The 17,265-nt window shown below is 60.9% G+C and carries 18 protein-coding genes; 9 read left to right on the forward strand and 9 right to left on the reverse strand.

Features of this window, described 5'->3' with window-relative positions:
- The first annotated feature begins 7 nt into the window (after nucleotides 1–7).
- Nucleotides 8–1,528, forward strand: a complete 1,521-nt coding sequence (locus ACF8MC_RS04000) for an aldehyde dehydrogenase family protein (RefSeq protein ID WP_048321557.1) — start codon at nucleotides 8–10, stop codon at nucleotides 1,526–1,528.
- A 60-nt stretch (nucleotides 1,529–1,588) separates the two neighbouring features.
- On the opposite strand, the gene adhP is transcribed toward ACF8MC_RS04000, so the two are convergent.
- The 3 genes from adhP to ACF8MC_RS04015 all read right to left on the reverse strand — a co-directional run bounded on the left by adhP (nucleotide 1,589) and on the right by ACF8MC_RS04015 (nucleotide 4,901).
- The gene (adhP, locus tag ACF8MC_RS04005) at nucleotides 1,589–2,605 is read right to left on the reverse strand and encodes an alcohol dehydrogenase AdhP (RefSeq protein WP_164104935.1); all 1,017 of its coding nucleotides are present in this window, start codon (nucleotides 2,603–2,605) and stop codon (nucleotides 1,589–1,591) included.
- A gap of 203 nt (nucleotides 2,606–2,808) precedes the next feature.
- A complete protein-coding gene (gene blh, locus ACF8MC_RS04010; protein ID WP_164104934.1) occupies nucleotides 2,809–4,098 on the reverse strand; it encodes a bifunctional sulfur transferase/dioxygenase Blh in 1,290 nt (429 codons plus the stop codon).
- 17 nt (nucleotides 4,099–4,115) lie between these two features.
- On the reverse strand, nucleotides 4,116–4,901 hold the full coding sequence (locus ACF8MC_RS04015) for a sulfite exporter TauE/SafE family protein (protein WP_077791463.1): 786 nt from the start codon (nucleotides 4,899–4,901) through the stop codon (nucleotides 4,116–4,118).
- Between the two features lie 191 nt (nucleotides 4,902–5,092).
- On the opposite strand from ACF8MC_RS04015, the gene ACF8MC_RS04020 reads away from it, so the two are divergent.
- Together ACF8MC_RS04020 and ACF8MC_RS04025 are read left to right on the forward strand one after the other, a co-directional pair.
- The gene (locus ACF8MC_RS04020) at nucleotides 5,093–6,331 is read left to right on the forward strand and encodes an FAD/NAD(P)-binding oxidoreductase (protein ID WP_164104933.1); all 1,239 of its coding nucleotides are present in this window, start codon (nucleotides 5,093–5,095) and stop codon (nucleotides 6,329–6,331) included.
- Between the two features lie 126 nt (nucleotides 6,332–6,457).
- Nucleotides 6,458–6,751 (forward strand): SelT/SelW/SelH family protein, encoded by a 294-nt coding sequence (locus tag ACF8MC_RS04025; RefSeq protein ID WP_004928553.1) that lies wholly within the window; start codon nucleotides 6,458–6,460, stop codon nucleotides 6,749–6,751.
- Between the two features lie 22 nt (nucleotides 6,752–6,773).
- Here the strand turns inward: ACF8MC_RS04025 and ACF8MC_RS04030 are convergent, their stop codons facing one another.
- Nucleotides 6,774–7,436 carry a CPBP family intramembrane glutamic endopeptidase gene (locus ACF8MC_RS04030; protein ID WP_060418608.1) on the reverse strand — a complete coding sequence of 221 codons (663 nt, stop codon included), beginning with the start codon at nucleotides 7,434–7,436 and terminating at the stop codon, nucleotides 6,774–6,776.
- Between the two features lie 215 nt (nucleotides 7,437–7,651).
- On the opposite strand from ACF8MC_RS04030, the gene ACF8MC_RS04035 reads away from it, so the two are divergent.
- The 5 genes from ACF8MC_RS04035 to ACF8MC_RS04055 all read left to right on the forward strand — a co-directional run bounded on the left by ACF8MC_RS04035 (nucleotide 7,652) and on the right by ACF8MC_RS04055 (nucleotide 10,430).
- On the forward strand, nucleotides 7,652–8,146 hold the full coding sequence (locus ACF8MC_RS04035; RefSeq protein WP_033648490.1) for a TIGR00645 family protein: 495 nt from the start codon (nucleotides 7,652–7,654) through the stop codon (nucleotides 8,144–8,146).
- A gap of 188 nt (nucleotides 8,147–8,334) precedes the next feature.
- Nucleotides 8,335–8,790: a 3-hydroxyacyl-ACP dehydratase FabZ gene (fabZ, locus tag ACF8MC_RS04040; RefSeq protein ID WP_033648284.1), complete on the forward strand. Its 456-nt coding sequence runs from the start codon at nucleotides 8,335–8,337 to the stop codon at nucleotides 8,788–8,790.
- Nucleotides 8,791–8,820: 30 nt separating this feature from the next.
- The gene (locus tag ACF8MC_RS04045; RefSeq protein WP_033634514.1) at nucleotides 8,821–9,609 is read left to right on the forward strand and encodes a spermidine synthase; all 789 of its coding nucleotides are present in this window, start codon (nucleotides 8,821–8,823) and stop codon (nucleotides 9,607–9,609) included.
- 80 nt (nucleotides 9,610–9,689) lie between these two features.
- Nucleotides 9,690–9,884 carry a ribbon-helix-helix protein, CopG family gene (locus ACF8MC_RS04050; RefSeq protein ID WP_004928567.1) on the forward strand — a complete coding sequence of 65 codons (195 nt, stop codon included), beginning with the start codon at nucleotides 9,690–9,692 and terminating at the stop codon, nucleotides 9,882–9,884.
- A gap of 144 nt (nucleotides 9,885–10,028) precedes the next feature.
- Nucleotides 10,029–10,430: a VOC family protein gene (locus tag ACF8MC_RS04055; RefSeq protein ID WP_033634513.1), complete on the forward strand. Its 402-nt coding sequence runs from the start codon at nucleotides 10,029–10,031 to the stop codon at nucleotides 10,428–10,430.
- Nucleotides 10,431–10,521: 91 nt separating this feature from the next.
- Here ACF8MC_RS04055 and ACF8MC_RS04060 read toward each other — a convergent pair whose 3' ends face one another.
- The 3 genes from ACF8MC_RS04060 to ACF8MC_RS04070 form a co-directional block, all read right to left on the reverse strand.
- Complete coding sequence (locus ACF8MC_RS04060; RefSeq protein ID WP_164104932.1) at nucleotides 10,522–11,916, reverse strand: MFS transporter; 1,395 nt, start codon at nucleotides 11,914–11,916, stop codon at nucleotides 10,522–10,524.
- Between the two features lie 113 nt (nucleotides 11,917–12,029).
- Entirely contained in the window at nucleotides 12,030–13,097 is a 1,068-nt protein-coding gene (locus ACF8MC_RS04065) for an oxidoreductase (RefSeq protein WP_033634511.1), read from the reverse strand.
- A 12-nt stretch (nucleotides 13,098–13,109) separates the two neighbouring features.
- Nucleotides 13,110–13,859: a DeoR/GlpR family DNA-binding transcription regulator gene (locus tag ACF8MC_RS04070; protein ID WP_033634510.1), complete on the reverse strand. Its 750-nt coding sequence runs from the start codon at nucleotides 13,857–13,859 to the stop codon at nucleotides 13,110–13,112.
- Between the two features lie 148 nt (nucleotides 13,860–14,007).
- Between ACF8MC_RS04070 and ACF8MC_RS04075 the strand changes: the two genes are divergently transcribed.
- A complete protein-coding gene (locus ACF8MC_RS04075; RefSeq protein WP_164104931.1) occupies nucleotides 14,008–14,883 on the forward strand; it encodes an alpha/beta hydrolase in 876 nt (291 codons plus the stop codon).
- Here ACF8MC_RS04075 and ACF8MC_RS04080 read toward each other — a convergent pair.
- On the reverse strand, nucleotides 14,810–16,027 hold the full coding sequence (locus ACF8MC_RS04080; protein ID WP_164104930.1) for an MFS transporter: 1,218 nt from the start codon (nucleotides 16,025–16,027) through the stop codon (nucleotides 14,810–14,812). The genes ACF8MC_RS04075 and ACF8MC_RS04080 overlap by 74 nt on opposite strands.
- Entirely contained in the window at nucleotides 16,027–17,184 is a 1,158-nt protein-coding gene (locus ACF8MC_RS04085) for a serine hydrolase (RefSeq protein WP_060443231.1), read from the reverse strand. Before ACF8MC_RS04085 ends, ACF8MC_RS04080 begins: the two co-directional genes overlap by 1 nt.
- Nucleotides 17,185–17,265 lie beyond the last annotated feature (81 nt).

A 17,265-nucleotide genomic window follows, 5' to 3' on the forward strand; every position in this document is an offset into this window, starting at 1 on the left:
GCTTAACATGAAATATGTCCACCCCGGTTTGCCTGGCTCGCTGGTTTCGTTCCGCAAACGCTATGGCAACTACATTGGCGGCAAATTCGTCGAACCGGTATCCGGCAACTACTTCACCAACACCTCGCCGGTGACCGGCCAGCCGATCGCCGAATTCCCGCGTTCCGACGCCAAGGACATCGAGCTGGCGCTCGACGCGGCGCACGCGGCGGCGGACGCCTGGGGCAAAACCAGCGTGCAGGCGCGTTCCAACGTGCTGTTGGCGATCGCCGATCGCATCGAATCGCGGCTGGAGATGCTGGCGCTGACCGAAACCTGGGACAACGGCAAACCGATCCGCGAAACCCTGAATGCCGATCTGCCGCTGGCGGTCGACCATTTCCGTTACTTCGCCGGCTGCCTGCGCGCGCAGGAAGGCACCGCGGCGGAGATCGACCAGAACACCGTGGCCTACCATATCTATGAACCGCTGGGCGTGGTCGGCCAGATCATCCCGTGGAATTTCCCGCTGCTGATGGCCGCCTGGAAACTGGCGCCGGCGCTGGCGGGCGGTAACTGCGTGGTGCTGAAACCGGCGGAACAGACCCCGCTCGGCATCAGCGTGCTGATGGAAGAGATCGGCGATCTGCTGCCGCCGGGCGTGCTCAACGTGGTGCAAGGCTTCGGCGCCGAGGCCGGCGAAGCGCTGGCTCGCAGCAAACGTATCGAGAAGATCGCGTTCACCGGCTCCACGCCGATCGGCCGCCACATCCTCGCCTGCGCGGCGGAAAACATCATCCCCAGCACCGTCGAACTGGGCGGTAAATCGCCCAACATCTATTTTGAAGACATCATGCAGGCGGAGCCGGAGTTTATCGACAAGGCGGTTGAGGGGCTGGTGCTCGGTTTCTTCAACCAGGGGGAGGTCTGCACCTGCCCTTCACGCGCGTTGATCCAGGAATCCATCTACCCGCAGTTTATGGAGAAAGTGCTGGCGCGCATCGCCACCATCCGCCAGGGCGATCCCTTCGACACCGACACCATGCTCGGCGCGCAGGCGTCGCAAGAACAGTACGATAAGATCCTGTCCTACATCGACATCGCCAAGAATGAGGGCGGCAACATCCTCGCCGGCGGCAAACGCACGCAGCATGGAGATGAATTGCAAAACGGTTTCTACCTGCAGCCGACGTTGATTACCGGCAACAACAGCATGCGCTTCTTCCGCGAGGAGATCTTCGGGCCGGTGATCGGCGTCGCCACCTTTAAAGATGAAGCCGAAGCGCTGGCGCTGGCCAACGACACCGAGTTCGGGCTGGGCGCCGGGCTGTGGACCCGCGACATCAACCGCGCCTACCGCATGGGCCGCGCGATCAAGGCCGGGCGCGTGTGGACCAACTGTTACCACCTGTATCCGGCGCACGCCGCGTTCGGCGGCTACAAGAACTCCGGCATCGGGCGCGAAACCCACAAGGCGGCGCTGTCGCACTATCAACAGGTGAAAAACCTGCTGGTCAGCTACGACGCCAAACCGCTGGGCCTGTTCTGAGCCGGGCGTAACAACCAGAAGGCCACCCGCAGGTGGCCTTCCTTTTTAGTTTAGCAACGCTTACTTCGCCATGCCGAGATCGATCACCATGCGACCGCGAATGGTGCCCGCCTTCATCTCGTCGAAGATGGCGTTGATGTCGCCCAGCGGTCGCTTGGTCACTTTCGGCGTCACTTTGCCTTCGGCGGCGAACTGGAACGCCTCTTTCAGATCTTCGCGTGTGCCCACCAGCGAACCCACCACCTGAATGCCGTCCAGCACCAGGCGCGGAATGCTCAGATCCATGCTCTCCGGCGGCAGCCCCACCGCCACCACTTTACCGCCGGCGCGCACCGCATTGACCGCCGAGTTGAAGGCCGCTTTCGCCACCGCCGTCACCACCGCCGCGTGAGCGCCGCCGGTTTGCTGTTGAATGATCTCCTCGGCGTTTTGAGTTTTGGAATTGATGGCCAGATCGGCGCCGATCTGTTTGGCGAACTCCAGCTGGCCGTCGTTGACGTCGATGGCGATCACTTTGGCGTTAAACACGTTCTTGGCGTACTGCAGCGCCAGGTTGCCCAGCCCGCCCAGGCCATAGATGGCGATCCACTGCCCCGGCTTGATATCGGAAATTTTCACCGCCTTGTAGGTGGTGACGCCGGCGCAGGTGATGCTGCTGGCGGCGAAAGAATCGAGCCCGTCCGGCACTTTCACCGCGTAGTCCGCCACCACGATGCACTCTTCCGCCATGCCGCCGTCAACGCTGTAGCCGGCGTTTTTCACCGAACGGCACAGGGTTTCGTTGCCGCTGACGCAGTATTCGCAATGGCCGCAACCCTGGTAAAACCAGGCGACGCTGGCGCGGTCACCCACTTTTAGCGAGGTGACGCCCTCACCGACGGCGGAGACCACGCCGATGCCCTCATGCCCCAACGTAATGCCCGGCACCTCGCCGAAATCGCCGTTTTTCACGTGCAAATCGGTGTGGCACACCCCGCAACACTCCATTTTCAACGCCGCTTCGCCGTGTTTCAGCGGGCGCAGCAATTTATCCTGAATGTCTACGGTATGGTTTTTCGTCACTACGGCAGCTTTCATGGTGTTTTCCTTAGCAGAGTGGGAAGTACAGTTGTTAATGTAGTGACTGTATTCGGTGAGGGCAAGCGCCGCATGATTTGTGTAAAAACAAATAATTAAATATGAACCAGCATGATTATTTCATAAAAAACAATTAACAGACGGCGCGATCTCATTCGCATTGACCGCAGCGGCGGCGAACGATCGCGCACCTCTGGCTTGATTCAGCGCTTAAATCGATTCACGGGAATTTTCAGGTAGCGTTGCCCATCGTCTTCGCAGTCAGGCAACACACCGCCGCGAATATTGACCTGCAGCGCCATCAGCATGAGTTCCGGGTGCGGCAGCGTGGCGTCCCGCTGCTTTCTTTGCGCAATAAAGCGGGATTTATCCATATTGACCACCCAGGGATTGTTCTCGCGCTGCTCTCTCACGGTGCTTTCCCAGCGGGCCTCACGCCCCGCCGGGCGATAATCATGGCCGGTAAACAGGCGGGTATCCGCCGGCAGGCTCAAGATCCGCTGCAATGACTCCCACAAGGCTTCCGCATTGCCGCCAGGAAAATCGGCCCTTGCGGTACCGCTGTCCGGCATGAAGAACGTATCGTGGATAAACGCCGCATCCGCAATGTAATAAGTGACGGACGCCAGCGTGTGCCCGGGAGACAGCAGGACTTCAGCGCGCAGGTTGCCGATAAAAAAGACGTCGCCGTCCGCGAACAGCGCATCCCAGACGGTATTGGCCGCAGGCAGGTCTTTTAAATTATAGATCTCTTCCCACAGCCCCTGAACGGCGGTAATTTTTTCACCGATGCCGGTGAAGGCGCCGGTTTTCTGCGCCAGCCAGGTGGCGGCCGAAAAATGATCGGCGTGCGGGTGCGTATCCAGCACCCAGGCCACTCCCCACCCCCGTTGATGAATAAAATTCAGGATATCGTTGGCCTGTTGATGCGAGACCGTGCCCGATCGGCGGTCAAAATCCAGCACCGGGTCGATAATCGCACAGCGGCGCGCCTCAGGATCGGCAACCACATACTGCAGGCTGCCGCTTTCCGGCTCATAAAACGCGTGAACTTCCGCCGTGGCCCGCACGGACTGATGCTTGTAGTACCAGCTGAGCGCCTTATCGGCGTCCGCGCCGTATTCGTCGCATTGGCGGCGAAACTGCGCTTCATCTATCTGACCTTCGCGCAGCGCATACAGCAGGGAAAGGCAGGCAGAGCGAGCCCCGCTTCTGCAGTGCGCCAGGGTTTTCTTGCCTTGCCGCAACAGAAACTGGAAGGTGTAAACGGTCTCCCAGGTCAGCGTATCGAACGTATAAGGGAGATAGACGTAGCGCATCCCCCCTTGTTCAGCCAACGCTTTCTCTTGCTGATGGTCAAGATACTCCCCCGGCTCCTCGTCCGGCCGATTGTTGACGATAAGGCGGTAGCCCTGTTGAGACAGCGCCTTGAAATCACTCGCTTCGGGCGCGGCCGAAAAGGAGAGTTGAGGGTGGTAAGTGCGGATGCGCATGTTTGTTTCCTTCCGTTTCATAGGCTTTTAAATAACATATACAGGGCCAGCGCCAGGAGCATGAGGGCATAGAGCACGTTGATAATGCCCTCGCGTTTTTTCAGGCGCTCGGCGAGCGCCACCCCCACCACGCCCCCCAGAACGCCGCCGACGATGAGCCAGCACGTAATGGCGAGCGACACCTTTCCGGACATGGCGTAGCTGGCGCTGGTCGACAGCCCCATGGCCGCCACGACCACCAGTGAGGTTGCCACCGCCTCAACCATCGAGAATCGAAAAAACCAGACCAGCGCCGGCACAACCAAAAATCCGCCGCCAATGCCCAGAAAGCCCGCCAGCCCGCCCAGCGCGAGAACGCTGGGCCATACGATGGCGGGATGAACGGCAGAATGGGAGGACGGCAAGGGGTTGCCGGCAAGGGGATTTCTTTTCAGCGTCAATCCGGCGACCACCAGCATCAACAGGGAGAAAGGCAGGGTTATGTAGTGTCCGTCCGTGATTTTTCCCATCTGAGAGCCGGCCAGAGCCCCCATGACGGCGAGCAGCGAAACGACAAGCCCGGTCTGCCACCTGACGTTGCCTTTGGAGGCGTGCGCGGCCAGGTTGATTAGCGCGTTAATGGCCACAGACATGGCGCTGGTCCCTATAATCAAATGCGTATCCGGCACTTTCACCATATACAGCAATAATGGCACGCAGACGATTGAGCCGCCGCCGCCGGTCAGGGCCAGGAGAAATCCCACAATTCCCCCGGTGACCACTAACAGCATCACGATATAAAAACTGAAATGGAAAAAATCCACTGCACTAATCCCTTAATGATGCCCATGCCATTTATTAACGATCAGTTAACCGGCAATGTCAAATAACTTATTTCGATTTGTTATTACATATAGCAAAATGGAATATTTGATTTTTTATATAACCACAAGTTCTATGAATTCGCTTTTAATCTGGGCGACAACCCCCTACTTTCTTATGAAAGGAGGCCTGCATGAAACCAGAAAAAATAAATACCCAGAAAAGCGTCGTTATTATTGGCGGCGGCTCATCCGGAATAGGTATCGCGGCAAGCATAAGGAAGCGAGTTAAAGACATCGATATAACGATAGTAGAGCCTAACGATTGTCATTATTATCAACCGGCATGGACTCTGGTGGGCGGCGGGCTCTTTGATATCACGAAAACACGTCGCTCCATGCATGCCGTTCTGCCCTCAGGCACCGCATGGATACAGGATAGCGTGGTCAGGGTTGAGCCCAGCCAAAAATACATCGAGACCCGTCAGGGGCGGAAAATAAACTATGACTTTCTTATTGTTGCATGCGGCCTCGTTTTACGCTGGGATAAAATAGAGGGCCTTGAAGAAACCCTGGGATTAAACGGCGTCACCTCTAATTATCGCTTTGATCTTGCCGAATATACCTGGCAACTGGTCCGCGAAATGAAAGGCGGTCAGGCGATATTTTCTCAGCCACCGCTCCCCATCAAGTGCGCCGGCGCACCGCAAAAAGCCTTGTATCTGTCATGCGATTACTGGCGTCGCCAAGGCATCCTGAATAATATTAACGTCAATTTCTGCCTTGCGGGCGCGGCGGTTTTCGGCATTCCGCAATTTGTTCCCCCGCTGACCGAGTATTTGAGAAAATACCGAGCACAGGTCAATTTCAATCATCATTTGATCCGCGTTGATGGCGAGAAGCGGCAAGCGACATTTGCCGTAGAGACAAAGGAAGAAGGAAAACGCGAGTTAACTCTGCCCTTCGATATGCTCCACGTGGTGCCGCCCCAATCGGCCCCGGCGTTTATTTCGCAAAGCGGCCTCGCTGATGGTGCCGGCTGGTGCGATGTGGATAAATCGACGCTGCAGCATAAGCATTGGCCGGATATTTTTGCGGTAGGCGACTGTTGCTCGACGCCAAATGCCAAAACCCTGGCGGCAGCCCGCAAGCAGGTGGTAGTGGCGGCGGAAAACGTCGCGGCGCTGATTCAAGGCGCGCCTCTCACTGCCCATTATGATGGTTATGGTTCCTGTCCATTGACGGTTGAGAAAGGCAAAGTTGTGCTGGCGGAGTTTGGCTATGACGGTAAATTGCTGCCCACGTTTCCGCTGCTCGACGCCACCCAGCCCAGCCGTCTGGCCTGGTGGCTGAAAGCCTGGTTTTTACCCCGGTTTTATTGGGCGGGCATGCTGCGTGGGGTTGAATGGTTTGCCGGCAGCAAGCGGCCGTGACGCGCGCTCGACCCCCCTCTCGTTCCTGCCGCTGCAGACGCTTGACTATTTGGCGAGACGAGGCCACCATCGTTTGCAGGTTCCTCAGGCTGATTGCAAGCCGTTACCACTACCGGTCGATCATCGATGAAAAATGCCCCCGCCGTTACGATCCACTACTGTTCACAATGCAACTGGCTGCTGCGCGCCGGCTGGATGGCGCAAGAGCTGCTGAACACCTTCGGCGACGATCTCGCCTCCGTCACCCTGATGCCGGGCACCGGCGGGGTCTATCAAATCAGCGTCGATGGCGTAATGATTTGGGATCGCAAGATTGACGGCGGTTTCCCCGATGCGGCGCAGTTAAAGCAACGGCTGCGCGATCACAGCTTCCCCGATCGCTCTCTCGGCCACAGCGACGGTAAAAAAGCCCGGCACTGAAAATCGGGCGGTAAGCACGGCTTCAGCTTAACGCATAGCTGGCCGCCATCACGACGCCGTTCATGGTCATATGCAGCCCGATGGGCAAATAGATCCCTTTGGATTTGACTCGTGCGGCCGTCAACACCAGCGAGATGAGCACCAGAGCTGCTAATGTGCGCCAATCGGTGTACTGGGTATGCAAAACGGCAAAGATGACAGACACCGTTAACGCGGCCCAAAGCACCTTGTCGTTAAACCAATACATCAGCGCGTTAAACAGACAGCCGCGAAATACGATCTCTTCATAGACGGGGACGACGAAAACCAACAAAGCGGCATTGAGCGCCAAAATCTCGCCGGGCAATGCCACCTGCTCCGTCACCCAGGTTTCCGTTTTCTCCACGCCCATCAAACGCGGGAAAATAAACTGAATCACCAACAGCGCGAACAGCAGCAGTGCAAAATCGCTGCGTTTAACCTCGCCTTTGCCCAATCCTTCTCTGCGGCGGAAAAAGAGCAGGTATAACGAAAAGATAGCGACGAATTCCATTCCATACAGCAGCGGCAGCAATAGCCCTTGTCGCATCAAGGCGGCTCTGTTCTCAAGGAACAGCGGAATAAACGTAATCAGGAACATCAGCAAAAACATGGAAAAGCAGCCGTTGACGGCTCGCGTTCTCGCGATAAACGCATTGTCGACCATATAACCATCCTTAGTTTTGAGCAGCGATTGACGGAACAGTAGCAAGGCAAGATATCGCGGCAGTTTATCCCCATGCGATATCATTGTCATGAACCCGTTCGAAGCGAACGTTCATTCGCGAATTTCTCCAAGCCATTGGCACGCGGTTGATTTCGCCCGGGTCTCCTGAGTTATACTGAGCGCTCTTTTAGCCACGTAATTAATAAATTTTTATGATTGAACGCTTGCTCGAAAACACGATGTACGCCTCCCGTTGGCTGCTCGCACCGGTTTATGTCGGCCTTTCACTGGCTCTGGTCGCCCTGTCGATCAAATTTTTTCAGGAGATCCTGCACGTCCTGCCCAACATTTTTTCTATCGCCGAAGCCGATCTGATCCTGACCCTGCTGTCGCTGGTCGACATGGCGCTGGTGGGCGGGCTGTTGGTGATGGTGATGTTCTCCGGGTATGAAAACTTCGTCTCGCAGTTGGATATCACCGAAGGGAAAGAAAAGCTGAGCTGGCTGGGCAAAATGGATGCCACCTCGCTGAAAAACAAAGTTGCTGCGTCTATCGTCGCCATCTCCTCCATTCACCTGCTGCGGGTGTTTATGGACGCCAAGAACGTGCCGGACAACAAGCTGATGTGGTATGTGATCATCCACCTTACCTTTGTGCTGTCCGCCTTCGTGATGGGCTACCTGGATAAAGTGACCCGCTCCAAGCACTAAACGCGCTGCCACACCCGATCGCCAGGATCGGGTGCCTCCCTCTCGCTCCTCTCTTCGCCTGTTTCTGCGCCGTCGTTTTTTTCATCTGGCACATATGATGATAATTTTATTATAATGTTATTACACTCATCATGGACTGAACGCCGGCCCTCGCACCGGTTTCGCCGCAGACAGGATCACGCTCTCTCATGCCATTGACTGGTCACCCCCTGCAATTCAACGATATTCAGGCGATTTTGCCTCATCGTTATCCCTGCCTGCTGGTCGATCGCGTGCTGCCCGCCGGCACCTGCATTGCCGAAGGGCGGCTGAGCGCCATCAAGAACATCACCGCCAATGAGCCGACGTTCTGGAACGGCCACGCGCACTTCGCCGGATTTCCCGGCGTGCTGTTGGTGGAGGCGCTGGCGCAAAGCACCGGTCTGCTGGCCCACTACTATCTCGGGGCGCTGAATGAGGGGGAGCATTACTATTTCGCCGCCATTCAGCGCGCGCGGTTTTATCGCGCCGCCCGCCCCGGGGACCAGGTGCTGATGGAGGTCGCTTTTGTTCGTCGGCGCGGAGCGATCGCCCGCTTTACCGGCCGCGCCAGCATCGATGGCCGGCGCATTTGCACCGCCGATTTCATGTGCGCCCGTAAATAGGCCGCTTGCCAAAGGAGCCCTGCGAATACCATGTCTCTGGTTGACAGCTTACTCAGAACCCTCGATTTCTCTCCGCGCGGCCAGGTGATCGCTCGCGAAGCCGACGCCTGGGGCGAAATCATCGTTTCCGATCATAAGGACTACCGCACGCTGCGGTTTGACGGCATCTGCGAACAGAGCAAGATGAGTCTCAGCAACCCCGCGCAGCCGATCCACAACTACATCAAAGCGATGCTGATGGCGGTGGCCTGGCAACCGCCGAGCTCGGCGTTGATTTTGGGGTTGGGCGGTGGCAGCCTGCTGCGCGCGCTGCACGCGCTCGATCCGGCCATGCGCCTCGACGTCGTCGAGCTGCGCGCTGCGGTGATCGCCGTCGCGCGCCGCTATTTTACGCTGCCGGCCACCGACACCATCAGCCTGCGCACCGCCGACGCCATGGACTTCGTGCGCCCGCCCGTCGAGACGCGCTACGATCTGATCTTCTCCGATCTCTATTCGGCGTTCGCCATGGATCCGCAGCAAGGCACCCAGACCTTCCTGGAAAACTGCGCCGCGCGGCTGAACGACGGGGGCTGGCTGGTGCTCAATTACCACGATCTGCCTGACGAAAACAGCCTGCTGTACCACAGCCTGCAGCGAATATTCGGCACCGTACTGTTTTGCGTCGCCCCCAGCGGTAACGTGATCATTTACGCCACGCCGGCCCAGGTGACGCTGCCGCTGAGCGCGCTGCGCAGCCTGGCCGCCGGCAGCGGCGAGCTGTTCAACTGCGAACTCGGCTACCTGTCACGCAAAATAGAGCGGTTGCATTTCCGCTAAAGACGGGCGGCGACGCGGTCTGGCTGGCCGCTTCGCCCACATGGTATTATCATTCAGTTATCATTCTCTGGAGGATCCTGATGGAAAAGAAAACGGCGCGGCTAACGGTGCTGATTGACCCGGACAAGAAGAAAGCCCTGGAGGAACTGTGCCTGCAGCAGGATGTCACCCCTTCCCAGGTGGTGCGCCAGCTGATCCGCGATTATCTGCACAAGCATCAGGTGGACTATCCCAGCCAACCGACTCACGCCAATCCGCGCGTCGAAAGCAATTGAGCGGCGGCCTGCCCCGCACACCGTGAAGCGCGCTTTGCCCCTGCGCGCGTCTCTAATCCGAATCCTCCGTTGCGGTCTGTCCATTCGGCAATATCGCTGCTACTGTTTTATGCGTTCATACTCTCTCTTCGGAAAGGAAGCGCCATGTTCAGCCATATTACCGTCGGCGTCAGCGATCTGGACGCCGCCGCCGCCTTCTACGACGCCATTCTGTTGCCGCTGGGGTTACAGCGGCGGGAAGTGACGCCGGACGGCGGCCCCGCCGCCCGCTGCTGGGTGATGCCGGGCCAAACGCTGCCGCGTTTCTATGCTTACCAACCCTTTGACGGGCAACCTGCCAGCGCCGGCAACGGCAGCATGCTGGCGTTTCTCGCCGCCGATGAGCTGGAGGTCAAACGCGCTTACGCCGCCGGCCTGCTGGCGGGCGGCAGCGGTGAAGGCGAGCCCGGCGAACGCGCGCATTACGGCAAGGGCTATTTCGGCGCTTACCTGCGCGACCCCGACGGCAACAAAGTCCATGTGGTGTACCGGGGCGATCTCGCCTGATGAAATGTTCGGTTTATATCGCCTCCAACGTGGCCGGATTCATCGCCGTCCCCCCCTAGGACAACGGGTTCGCGCAAGCACGTTACGCAGTTCAGCGCGAATCGTAACGCAGCATCAGGCGGCGGCCGCCGAAAGCGATGAGCAGCGCCGCTAACGCCAACAGCGCCGCCACGCCGTAGGTCACCTGCATGCCGTAAGCCGCGGCGGCGGCGGCGCCCGCCACCCGCTGCGAAGCCAGATAAAACAGCGCCCCCAGCGCCGAAGCGCCAGTGATCGCCCCAAGATTGCGCGCCAGGTTCACCATGCCGGCGACCAGCCCGCGCCGTTCGGGAAACAGATCCTTCATCAGCATGGTGTTGTTTGCCACCTGAAACAGCGCATAGCCGGCGGTCAGCAGCGCGATGGGGCCAACATAGCCGAGCACGCCCCAGCGGTTAAGCAGCGACAGCAACGCCGCCCCGGCGGCCACTGCCGCCAGCCCAAACTGGCCAATGCGCTGCGATCCGAAACGATCCACCAGATAACCGGCCGGAATGCCGGTCAGGATCGCCACCGCCGGCCCCGCCGACATCACCAGCCCGACCTGCGCTGCGCTTAGCCCCAGCGCGCGCGACAGGTAGAACGGCCCGACCACCAGCGTGGCGGTCATGACCGTCATCACCAGCGCGCTGGCCGCCAGCCCCGCCGTCAGGGCCGGGTGGCGGAACATCGCCGGCGCCAACAGCGGCGATGCGGCGCGGCGTTCCACGCCGATGAACAGCGCCCCCGCCAACAGCGCCCCCAGCATCAACGCCAGGTTGAGCGCACCGAAGTTGCCGCGCCCAAGGGTCATCGCCAGCGAATAGCAGAGCAATGCGCCGCCCAGCAGCAGCGTACCGGCGCGATCGAACGGTTCCTGGCGCGCTGCCGGGCGCGGCCCATTCGGCAGGTATCGCCAGGCAAGCCACAGCGCCAGCAGCCCCAGCGGCAGATTGATCAGAAACATCGCCCGCCAGCCGAAACCGGCGATCAGCGCGCCGCCCAACGACGGCCCCAGCGCGGTGCCCACTGCCGACAGGGTGCCGAGCAGCCCCATCGCGCGGCCGATTTTATCCGTGCCCAGCGCCTCGCCCGCCAGCGCCATGGCGATCGACATCATGACCGCGCCCCCCAGCCCCTGCGCCATGCGCGCCGCCAGCAGCAGCCAAAGCTGCGGGGCCAGCGCACAAGCGAGCGAAGCGGCGGTAAACAGCGCGATGCCCGCCAGCAGCAGGCGGCGGCGATTAAGGCTGTCGCCGAGGCGGCCGATGCCGATGATGCAGGTGGTGACGGCCAGTAAATAACAGAGCAATACCCACTGCACCGCCTGGAACGAAGCATGGAACGCGGCGGCGAGCGCCGGTAGCCCAACGTTGGCGATGCTGATGCCGAGCGATGACAGCAGCATGCTCAGAGACAGTGCGGCCAGTATGCCGCGGACGCCCTGCGGCGAAGGATGGGATAACATGGTAAACACTCCTGACATAGACTGAGGATTAGCCTATGCCAGGGGTTGGGATGGCGGAAGACGCACGGCATGCACTGTATCCATGCGTCTGACGCCTTATCTTACGCGAGCCGTTACCAGGCGGCGATCTCCGCCTCGGTGAGCGGCAGGGTTTGGGTGACGCCGGTTTCCGCCGCCAGGGTGGCCGCCTCCAGCACCGCCATCACCGCCAGCGCCTGCGCAGCGGTAACCGGATTGCTGCCGGCGCCGCGCAGGGCGTCGCGTACCTGGAAGTAATACTGGCGCTGATCGCCATCCGGCGTCGGCAGCGTGCGCACCGGCTCCGTGCCGATAAACAGGCTCATCGCGTCGTCGTCTTTGCCCCACTCCGCCGAGCCCGGCGTCACGCCGGCCAGCAGTTGGCTCTCCTGCCCGTCGGCGCGCGTTTTGACCACGCTGCCTTTCTCGCCGTGCACGGTAAAGCGCGACACGCCTCCCGCCACCAGCATGCTGCCATGCAGGATCACGCGGTGCGTCGGGTAGTTGAGCACCACGTGGGCCCAGTCGTTAACCTGCGCGTTGGGGCGCAGCGTGGCGATGTTGGCCTGCACGCTGTGCGGCAAACCGAACAGCTGCAGCGCCTGATCGACCATGTGCGGCCCCAGATCAAACCACAGCCCGCTGCCCGGCAGGTTCTGCTCGCGCCAGCGCACCCGCACTTCGGGGCGGTAACGATCGATGTGCGACTCAAAGTGCGTCACCTTGCCGATCAGCCCCTGTTCGATCACCTGCTTCACCCCCAGGTAGTCGCTGTCCCAGCGGCGGTTCTGGAACACCGACAGCAGGCGATCGTGTTTTTCCGCCGCCGCAATCAGCGTGCGCGCCTGTGCCAAGTCCAGCGTAAACGGCTTATCCACCACCACGTGCTTACCCGCTTCCAGCGCGGCCAGCGCCAGCGGCGCATGGGTGTCGTTCGGCGACGCGATCACCACCAAATCCACCTCCGGCCGGCGGATGGCCTCCCGCGGATCGGCGATCACCTGCGCGTGCGGCAGATCGGCATGCACCTTGGCGGCATCGCGCGAAGCCACCACGCTCAGTTCCAGCCCCGGCACCGCGTTAATCAGCGGCGCGTGAAACGCCTTGCCGACAAAGCCGTAGCCAATCAGCGCCACCTGCAACGGTCGTGCGGTATCGTTCATCAGTGTTCTCCTCTAGCGGTCGTCGGCGACGACACAAAGTTCAATCAGTGATTGTTCGTCCAGGTTGTCCCACGGGCGATCGGTAAACAGCCGTTGGATCTGCGCCAGATCCGCAACGTGATGCGGTTCGCAGCGGTCCAGTTTCATATGGTCGGCCACCAGCCAGCGCTCGCCGCTGTTGGCCAGCATGGCGCGTTTGACCTCTGCATCGGCCTCCTCGCCGGCGCTCAGCCCCAGCTGCGCATGCACCGCGCAGGCGCCCAGCAAGGCGATGTCCGCGCGGTAGCGTTCCAACAACGCCAGGGTGGCGCTGCCGGCGAACAGCCGCTGGCGCGCATCCCACTGGCCGCCGAGCAGAATCAGGTTGATCTCCGGCCTGTCGCTCAGGCACTGCGCGATATCCAGCGAAGCGGTGATCACCGTGGCCGGCCCGCGCAGCGCCTGCGCCACCGCCAGCAGCGTGCTGCCCGCATCCAGCATCAGGGTGCTGCCGGGCGGGATCTGCGCGGCCACCGCGCGGCCGAGCCGCTGCTTGACCTGCGGCAACAGCGCCGCGCGCGCCTGGCGCGGCATGCCGGACGGTTCGAGCGCGATCGCCCCGCCGTGATGTTTCTGCGCCAACCCTTGCCGCTCGAGATCGGCCAGATCGCGGCGCACGGTATCGACCGAAACGCCGATGGCGCCGGCCAATTCCGCCACCGCCGCCTGCCCGCGTTCGCTGAGCAAATCCAGTAAATGGCGCTGTCGTGCCGCTTTGTGCATGGGTTTATTCCGCAGTAAAAAGCATAAAACAGCAATATACAGCAGAAAACAGCAACAGAGAAGCCGCAATGATGCGCACCGAAGATCAAACATCTTTTCGCCTGCGGGACGACGATGAGGGCATAACGCATAACAATCAGGAGAGGTGATGAGCATCGATCTGACGTTTACAGACCTGAGCGCGCGCGCCGTGCAATACAACGCCCGCGCTTCGGTGGAAGATTTTGACGCCTGCATGGCGGAATACGCCGCGCTGGCCCAGCGTGCCAGGGCGCAGACGCCGGGCATTTACGATCTGCGCTACGGCATGAGCGCCGCCGAGCGCCTCGATCTGTTCCCGGCCTGCACGCAGCCCGCCCCGCTGCTGATCTTTATTCATGGCGGCTACTGGCATTCACAGCGCAAAGAGGAAGCCTGCTCGATGGCCGCCGCGTTTGCCCGTCGCGGCGTGGCGGTCGCCACGCTGGAATACACGCTGGCGCCGGAGGCGACGCTGGCGGAGATCGTGCACGAGGTGCGCAGCGCCGTCGCCTGGCTCTATCATCACGGGGCGCCCTTCGGCATCGATCCGGCGCGCATTTTCGTCAGCGGCAGTTCGGCCGGCGGCCACCTGTGCGGCATGTTGATCGCCGACGGCTGGCAGCAACGCTATCGCCTGCCGCCCGACGCGATCAAAGGCGCGCTGGCGCTGAGCGGCCTCTACGATCTGCGGCCGCTGTGCGATATCTATATCAACGACTGGCTGCACCTGACGCCCGAACAGGCGCAAGCCCTCAGCCCGCTGTTTTTGCTGCCGGCGAAATCGCATGCGCCGCAGATCCTGCTCGACGTCGGCCAGCGGGAAACCCAAGGCTTCAAAAACCAGACGCAGGCCTATTATGACGCCTGCCTGGCGCGCGGCCTCGACGTCCAGCTGCTGGCCGATCGCCACTGCAATCACTTTACGCTGGTCAACGAGCTGGCCGATGCGGAAAGCGCGATGTTTCGGCAGGTGATGGCGATGATTGACGCAACGCAACCGTAGCCTGCCGTTGCAGCCACAGCCTGGCGGCGATCGCGATCGCCGCCAGTGCGGCAAACATGGCCCCACACAGCAGGCTGCCCTGTAGCCCCCAGGCAGCGATAAACCAACCGCCCACCAGCGACCCCACCGCCACGCCCAGGTTGATAAAGGCGATATACAGCCCGGTGGCGAACGCCGGCGCCTGCGGCGCTTCGGAGGTCAGCCAGACCTGCGTCACGATCAAACCGCTGGTGTGCGCCGCCCCCCAATACAGACAAAGCGCCGTCATGGAACCGATATTCACGCTGCCGTAGCGATACAGCAGCGCATAGGCCGCCATCAAGGCTATCGGGTGCAGCAACACCGTCACCGCACGATGACGGCTCAACCACTTGCCGGCCAACAGGTTGCCCGCGACACCGCCCACACCGAACGCCACCAGAAGCAAGCCGATGGCGCCGCCGCTGAGGCCGATTTCACGGCTGAGATACTCGGCCGCGTAGGCGTAGACGGCAAACATGGCGGCAAAGATCAGCACGCAGGTGGTGATATTCAGCCACAGCGTGCCGCTGCGTAGGATGGCCAACTGCTTGCCATAGCTGAGGCGCTGCACGGCCGCATCAGGCAAGCGCCACAGCAATCCCAGCGCCGCCAGCAGATTGACCAGCGCGCAAAATCGGAACGACGCCTCGTAACTGAACTGCCCGGCGATCCATTGCGTCAACGGTATCCCCAACACCATGCCCATGCTGGTGCCGATAAACGCATAAGCGGTTGCTTTGGTGGCCAGATGCGGCGGATAAAGCGCCGCGGCCGCCACCATCGCCAGTGAAAAGTAGATCGGATGAAACAACGCCGGCAAAATGCGCAGCAGCATGAGCATGGCAAAGCTGTCCGCCTGAGCGGCCAGCGCGCTGGCTGCCGCAAACACGGCCAACGCGATCAACAGCATGCGTTTGCGATTAAACCGCGATGCCAGCAGCACCAACAGCGGCCCGAACAGCGCAATGGTCAGGGCGAAGACCCCGACCAGCCAGCCGGCCTGCGCCGTGGAGATGCCATAGCGCGCGATGATCTGCGGCAAGATACCCACTACGCCAAACTCGATGCAGTAAACGCCGAACAGCCCCAGCGCGATGAAGAAAATCGGTGGCAACAGGCCCATCACATCGCTCCCGTCGCGGCATAAACCGCCTGACAAATCTCGCCGACAAAGGCGCCGGACATCCCCTCCAGCGCCGTGTTGGTAAACGCCACCACGCTGAGCTGCCGGGCAGGATCGACAAACCACGAGTGGCCATAGGTGCCGCCCATCCGCCAGCTGCCAACGGACTCCGGCGTTTGCGCGGCGACGGGATCTTTCAGCACGGTGATGCCCAGGCCAAACCCGCGCCCTGGCCAAAACGGCATCGGCAGATCGCCGATTTGGTTGGTGGTCAGCGCCGCCACCCAATCAGCCGGCAGCACCTGCCCGCCCCCCTGGCGCAACGTTTCCAGCAGGCGCAGGAAATCCTCCGCCGAACCGACCATGCCGGCGCCGCCGGAGGCGTACGCCTGCGGATCCAGCGCTCGCGCCGGCGACAGATGAAAACCGGCGCTGCCGTCGATGAACGGCAAACGATCCGGCTGGCGCAGGCGGCGCGGCTCACCGGGATGATCGGCGTATGCGGCCGCCAAACGCGCGGCGTCCACCGCCAGGAAATCGGTATCCGTCATCGCCAGCGGCCCGGTCACCCATTTTTTGACCGCCTGCGCCAGCGGCAGGCCGCTCGCCTGTTCAATAACCGCGCCCAACACATCGGTGGCGATGGAATAACGCCACGCCGCGCCGGGCGGAGCCAGCAACGGCGCGGAAGCGATACGCCGCACATTTTCCTGCAGGCTGACAGACGCTTCATCCATGCCGTCGGAGACCGCCGACTGGGCGTAGAATCCTCCTTCCGGCTGGAAAAAACGGTAGCTTAATCCGGCGGTGTGGGTCATCAAATGCCATAGCGTCATCAACGGTTGGGTGCCGTCCGCCAGCCGCGGGCGAAAATTCGGCAGCCAACGCGTTATCGGATCGTCTAACCGCATGCCGCCTTGCGCCATCAGCGCCAACGCCGCCGTGGACACGATCGGTTTGGACACCGAAGCCAGCCGAAACAGCGTATTGCACGCCATCGGCTTGCCCGCTTCGCGATCCGCCATGCCCGCCGCGCGTCGATAAACGATCTCACCGCCCTGCGCCACCAAAACGACCGCGCCAACCAAGCGTTTTTCGCGCAAAGCTTTCTCTAGCGCGCCGTCGATCGCGTTGGTGGAGGATCCGTATTCACTCATCTTTATTGCTCCAGGTAGTCAGCCCATGCTGTCGCCACCGAGCATAGAGCGTGGTGATTAACGGAAAAACAGGCTAGATTT

The sequence above is a fragment of the Serratia sp. LACPHL-BACT-2024-00286 genome, assembly GCF_043109535.1.
GTDB classification, from domain to species: domain Bacteria; phylum Pseudomonadota; class Gammaproteobacteria; order Enterobacterales; family Enterobacteriaceae; genus Serratia; species Serratia sarumanii.

Bases quoted from the DNA above. Each gene is read 5' to 3' on its own strand.
- ACF8MC_RS04045 (WP_033634514.1), top strand. From the start codon at position 8,821: ATGTCTCTGGTTGACAGCTTACTCAGAACCCTCGATTTCTCTCCGCGC.
- ACF8MC_RS04030 (WP_060418608.1), bottom strand. From the start codon at position 7,436: ATGGTCGACAATGCGTTTATCGCGAGAACGCGAGCCGTCAACGGCTGC.
- ACF8MC_RS04025 (WP_004928553.1), top strand. From the start codon at position 6,458: ATGAAAAATGCCCCCGCCGTTACGATCCACTACTGTTCACAATGCAAC.
- ACF8MC_RS04070 (WP_033634510.1), bottom strand. From the start codon at position 13,859: ATGCACAAAGCGGCACGACAGCGCCATTTACTGGATTTGCTCAGCGAA.
- ACF8MC_RS04000 (WP_048321557.1), top strand. From the start codon at position 8: ATGAAATATGTCCACCCCGGTTTGCCTGGCTCGCTGGTTTCGTTCCGC.
- ACF8MC_RS04080 (WP_164104930.1), bottom strand. From the start codon at position 16,027: ATGGGCCTGTTGCCACCGATTTTCTTCATCGCGCTGGGGCTGTTCGGC.
- ACF8MC_RS04075 (WP_164104931.1), top strand. From the start codon at position 14,008: ATGAGCATCGATCTGACGTTTACAGACCTGAGCGCGCGCGCCGTGCAA.
- adhP (WP_164104935.1), bottom strand. From the start codon at position 2,605: ATGAAAGCTGCCGTAGTGACGAAAAACCATACCGTAGACATTCAGGAT.
- ACF8MC_RS04055 (WP_033634513.1), top strand. From the start codon at position 10,029: ATGTTCAGCCATATTACCGTCGGCGTCAGCGATCTGGACGCCGCCGCC.
- ACF8MC_RS04020 (WP_164104933.1), top strand. From the start codon at position 5,093: ATGAAACCAGAAAAAATAAATACCCAGAAAAGCGTCGTTATTATTGGC.
- blh (WP_164104934.1), bottom strand. From the start codon at position 4,098: ATGCGCATCCGCACTTACCACCCTCAACTCTCCTTTTCGGCCGCGCCC.
- ACF8MC_RS04050 (WP_004928567.1), top strand. From the start codon at position 9,690: ATGGAAAAGAAAACGGCGCGGCTAACGGTGCTGATTGACCCGGACAAG.
- fabZ (WP_033648284.1), top strand. From the start codon at position 8,335: ATGCCATTGACTGGTCACCCCCTGCAATTCAACGATATTCAGGCGATT.
- ACF8MC_RS04060 (WP_164104932.1), bottom strand. From the start codon at position 11,916: ATGTTATCCCATCCTTCGCCGCAGGGCGTCCGCGGCATACTGGCCGCA.
- ACF8MC_RS04085 (WP_060443231.1), bottom strand. From the start codon at position 17,184: ATGAGTGAATACGGATCCTCCACCAACGCGATCGACGGCGCGCTAGAG.
- ACF8MC_RS04065 (WP_033634511.1), bottom strand. From the start codon at position 13,097: ATGAACGATACCGCACGACCGTTGCAGGTGGCGCTGATTGGCTACGGC.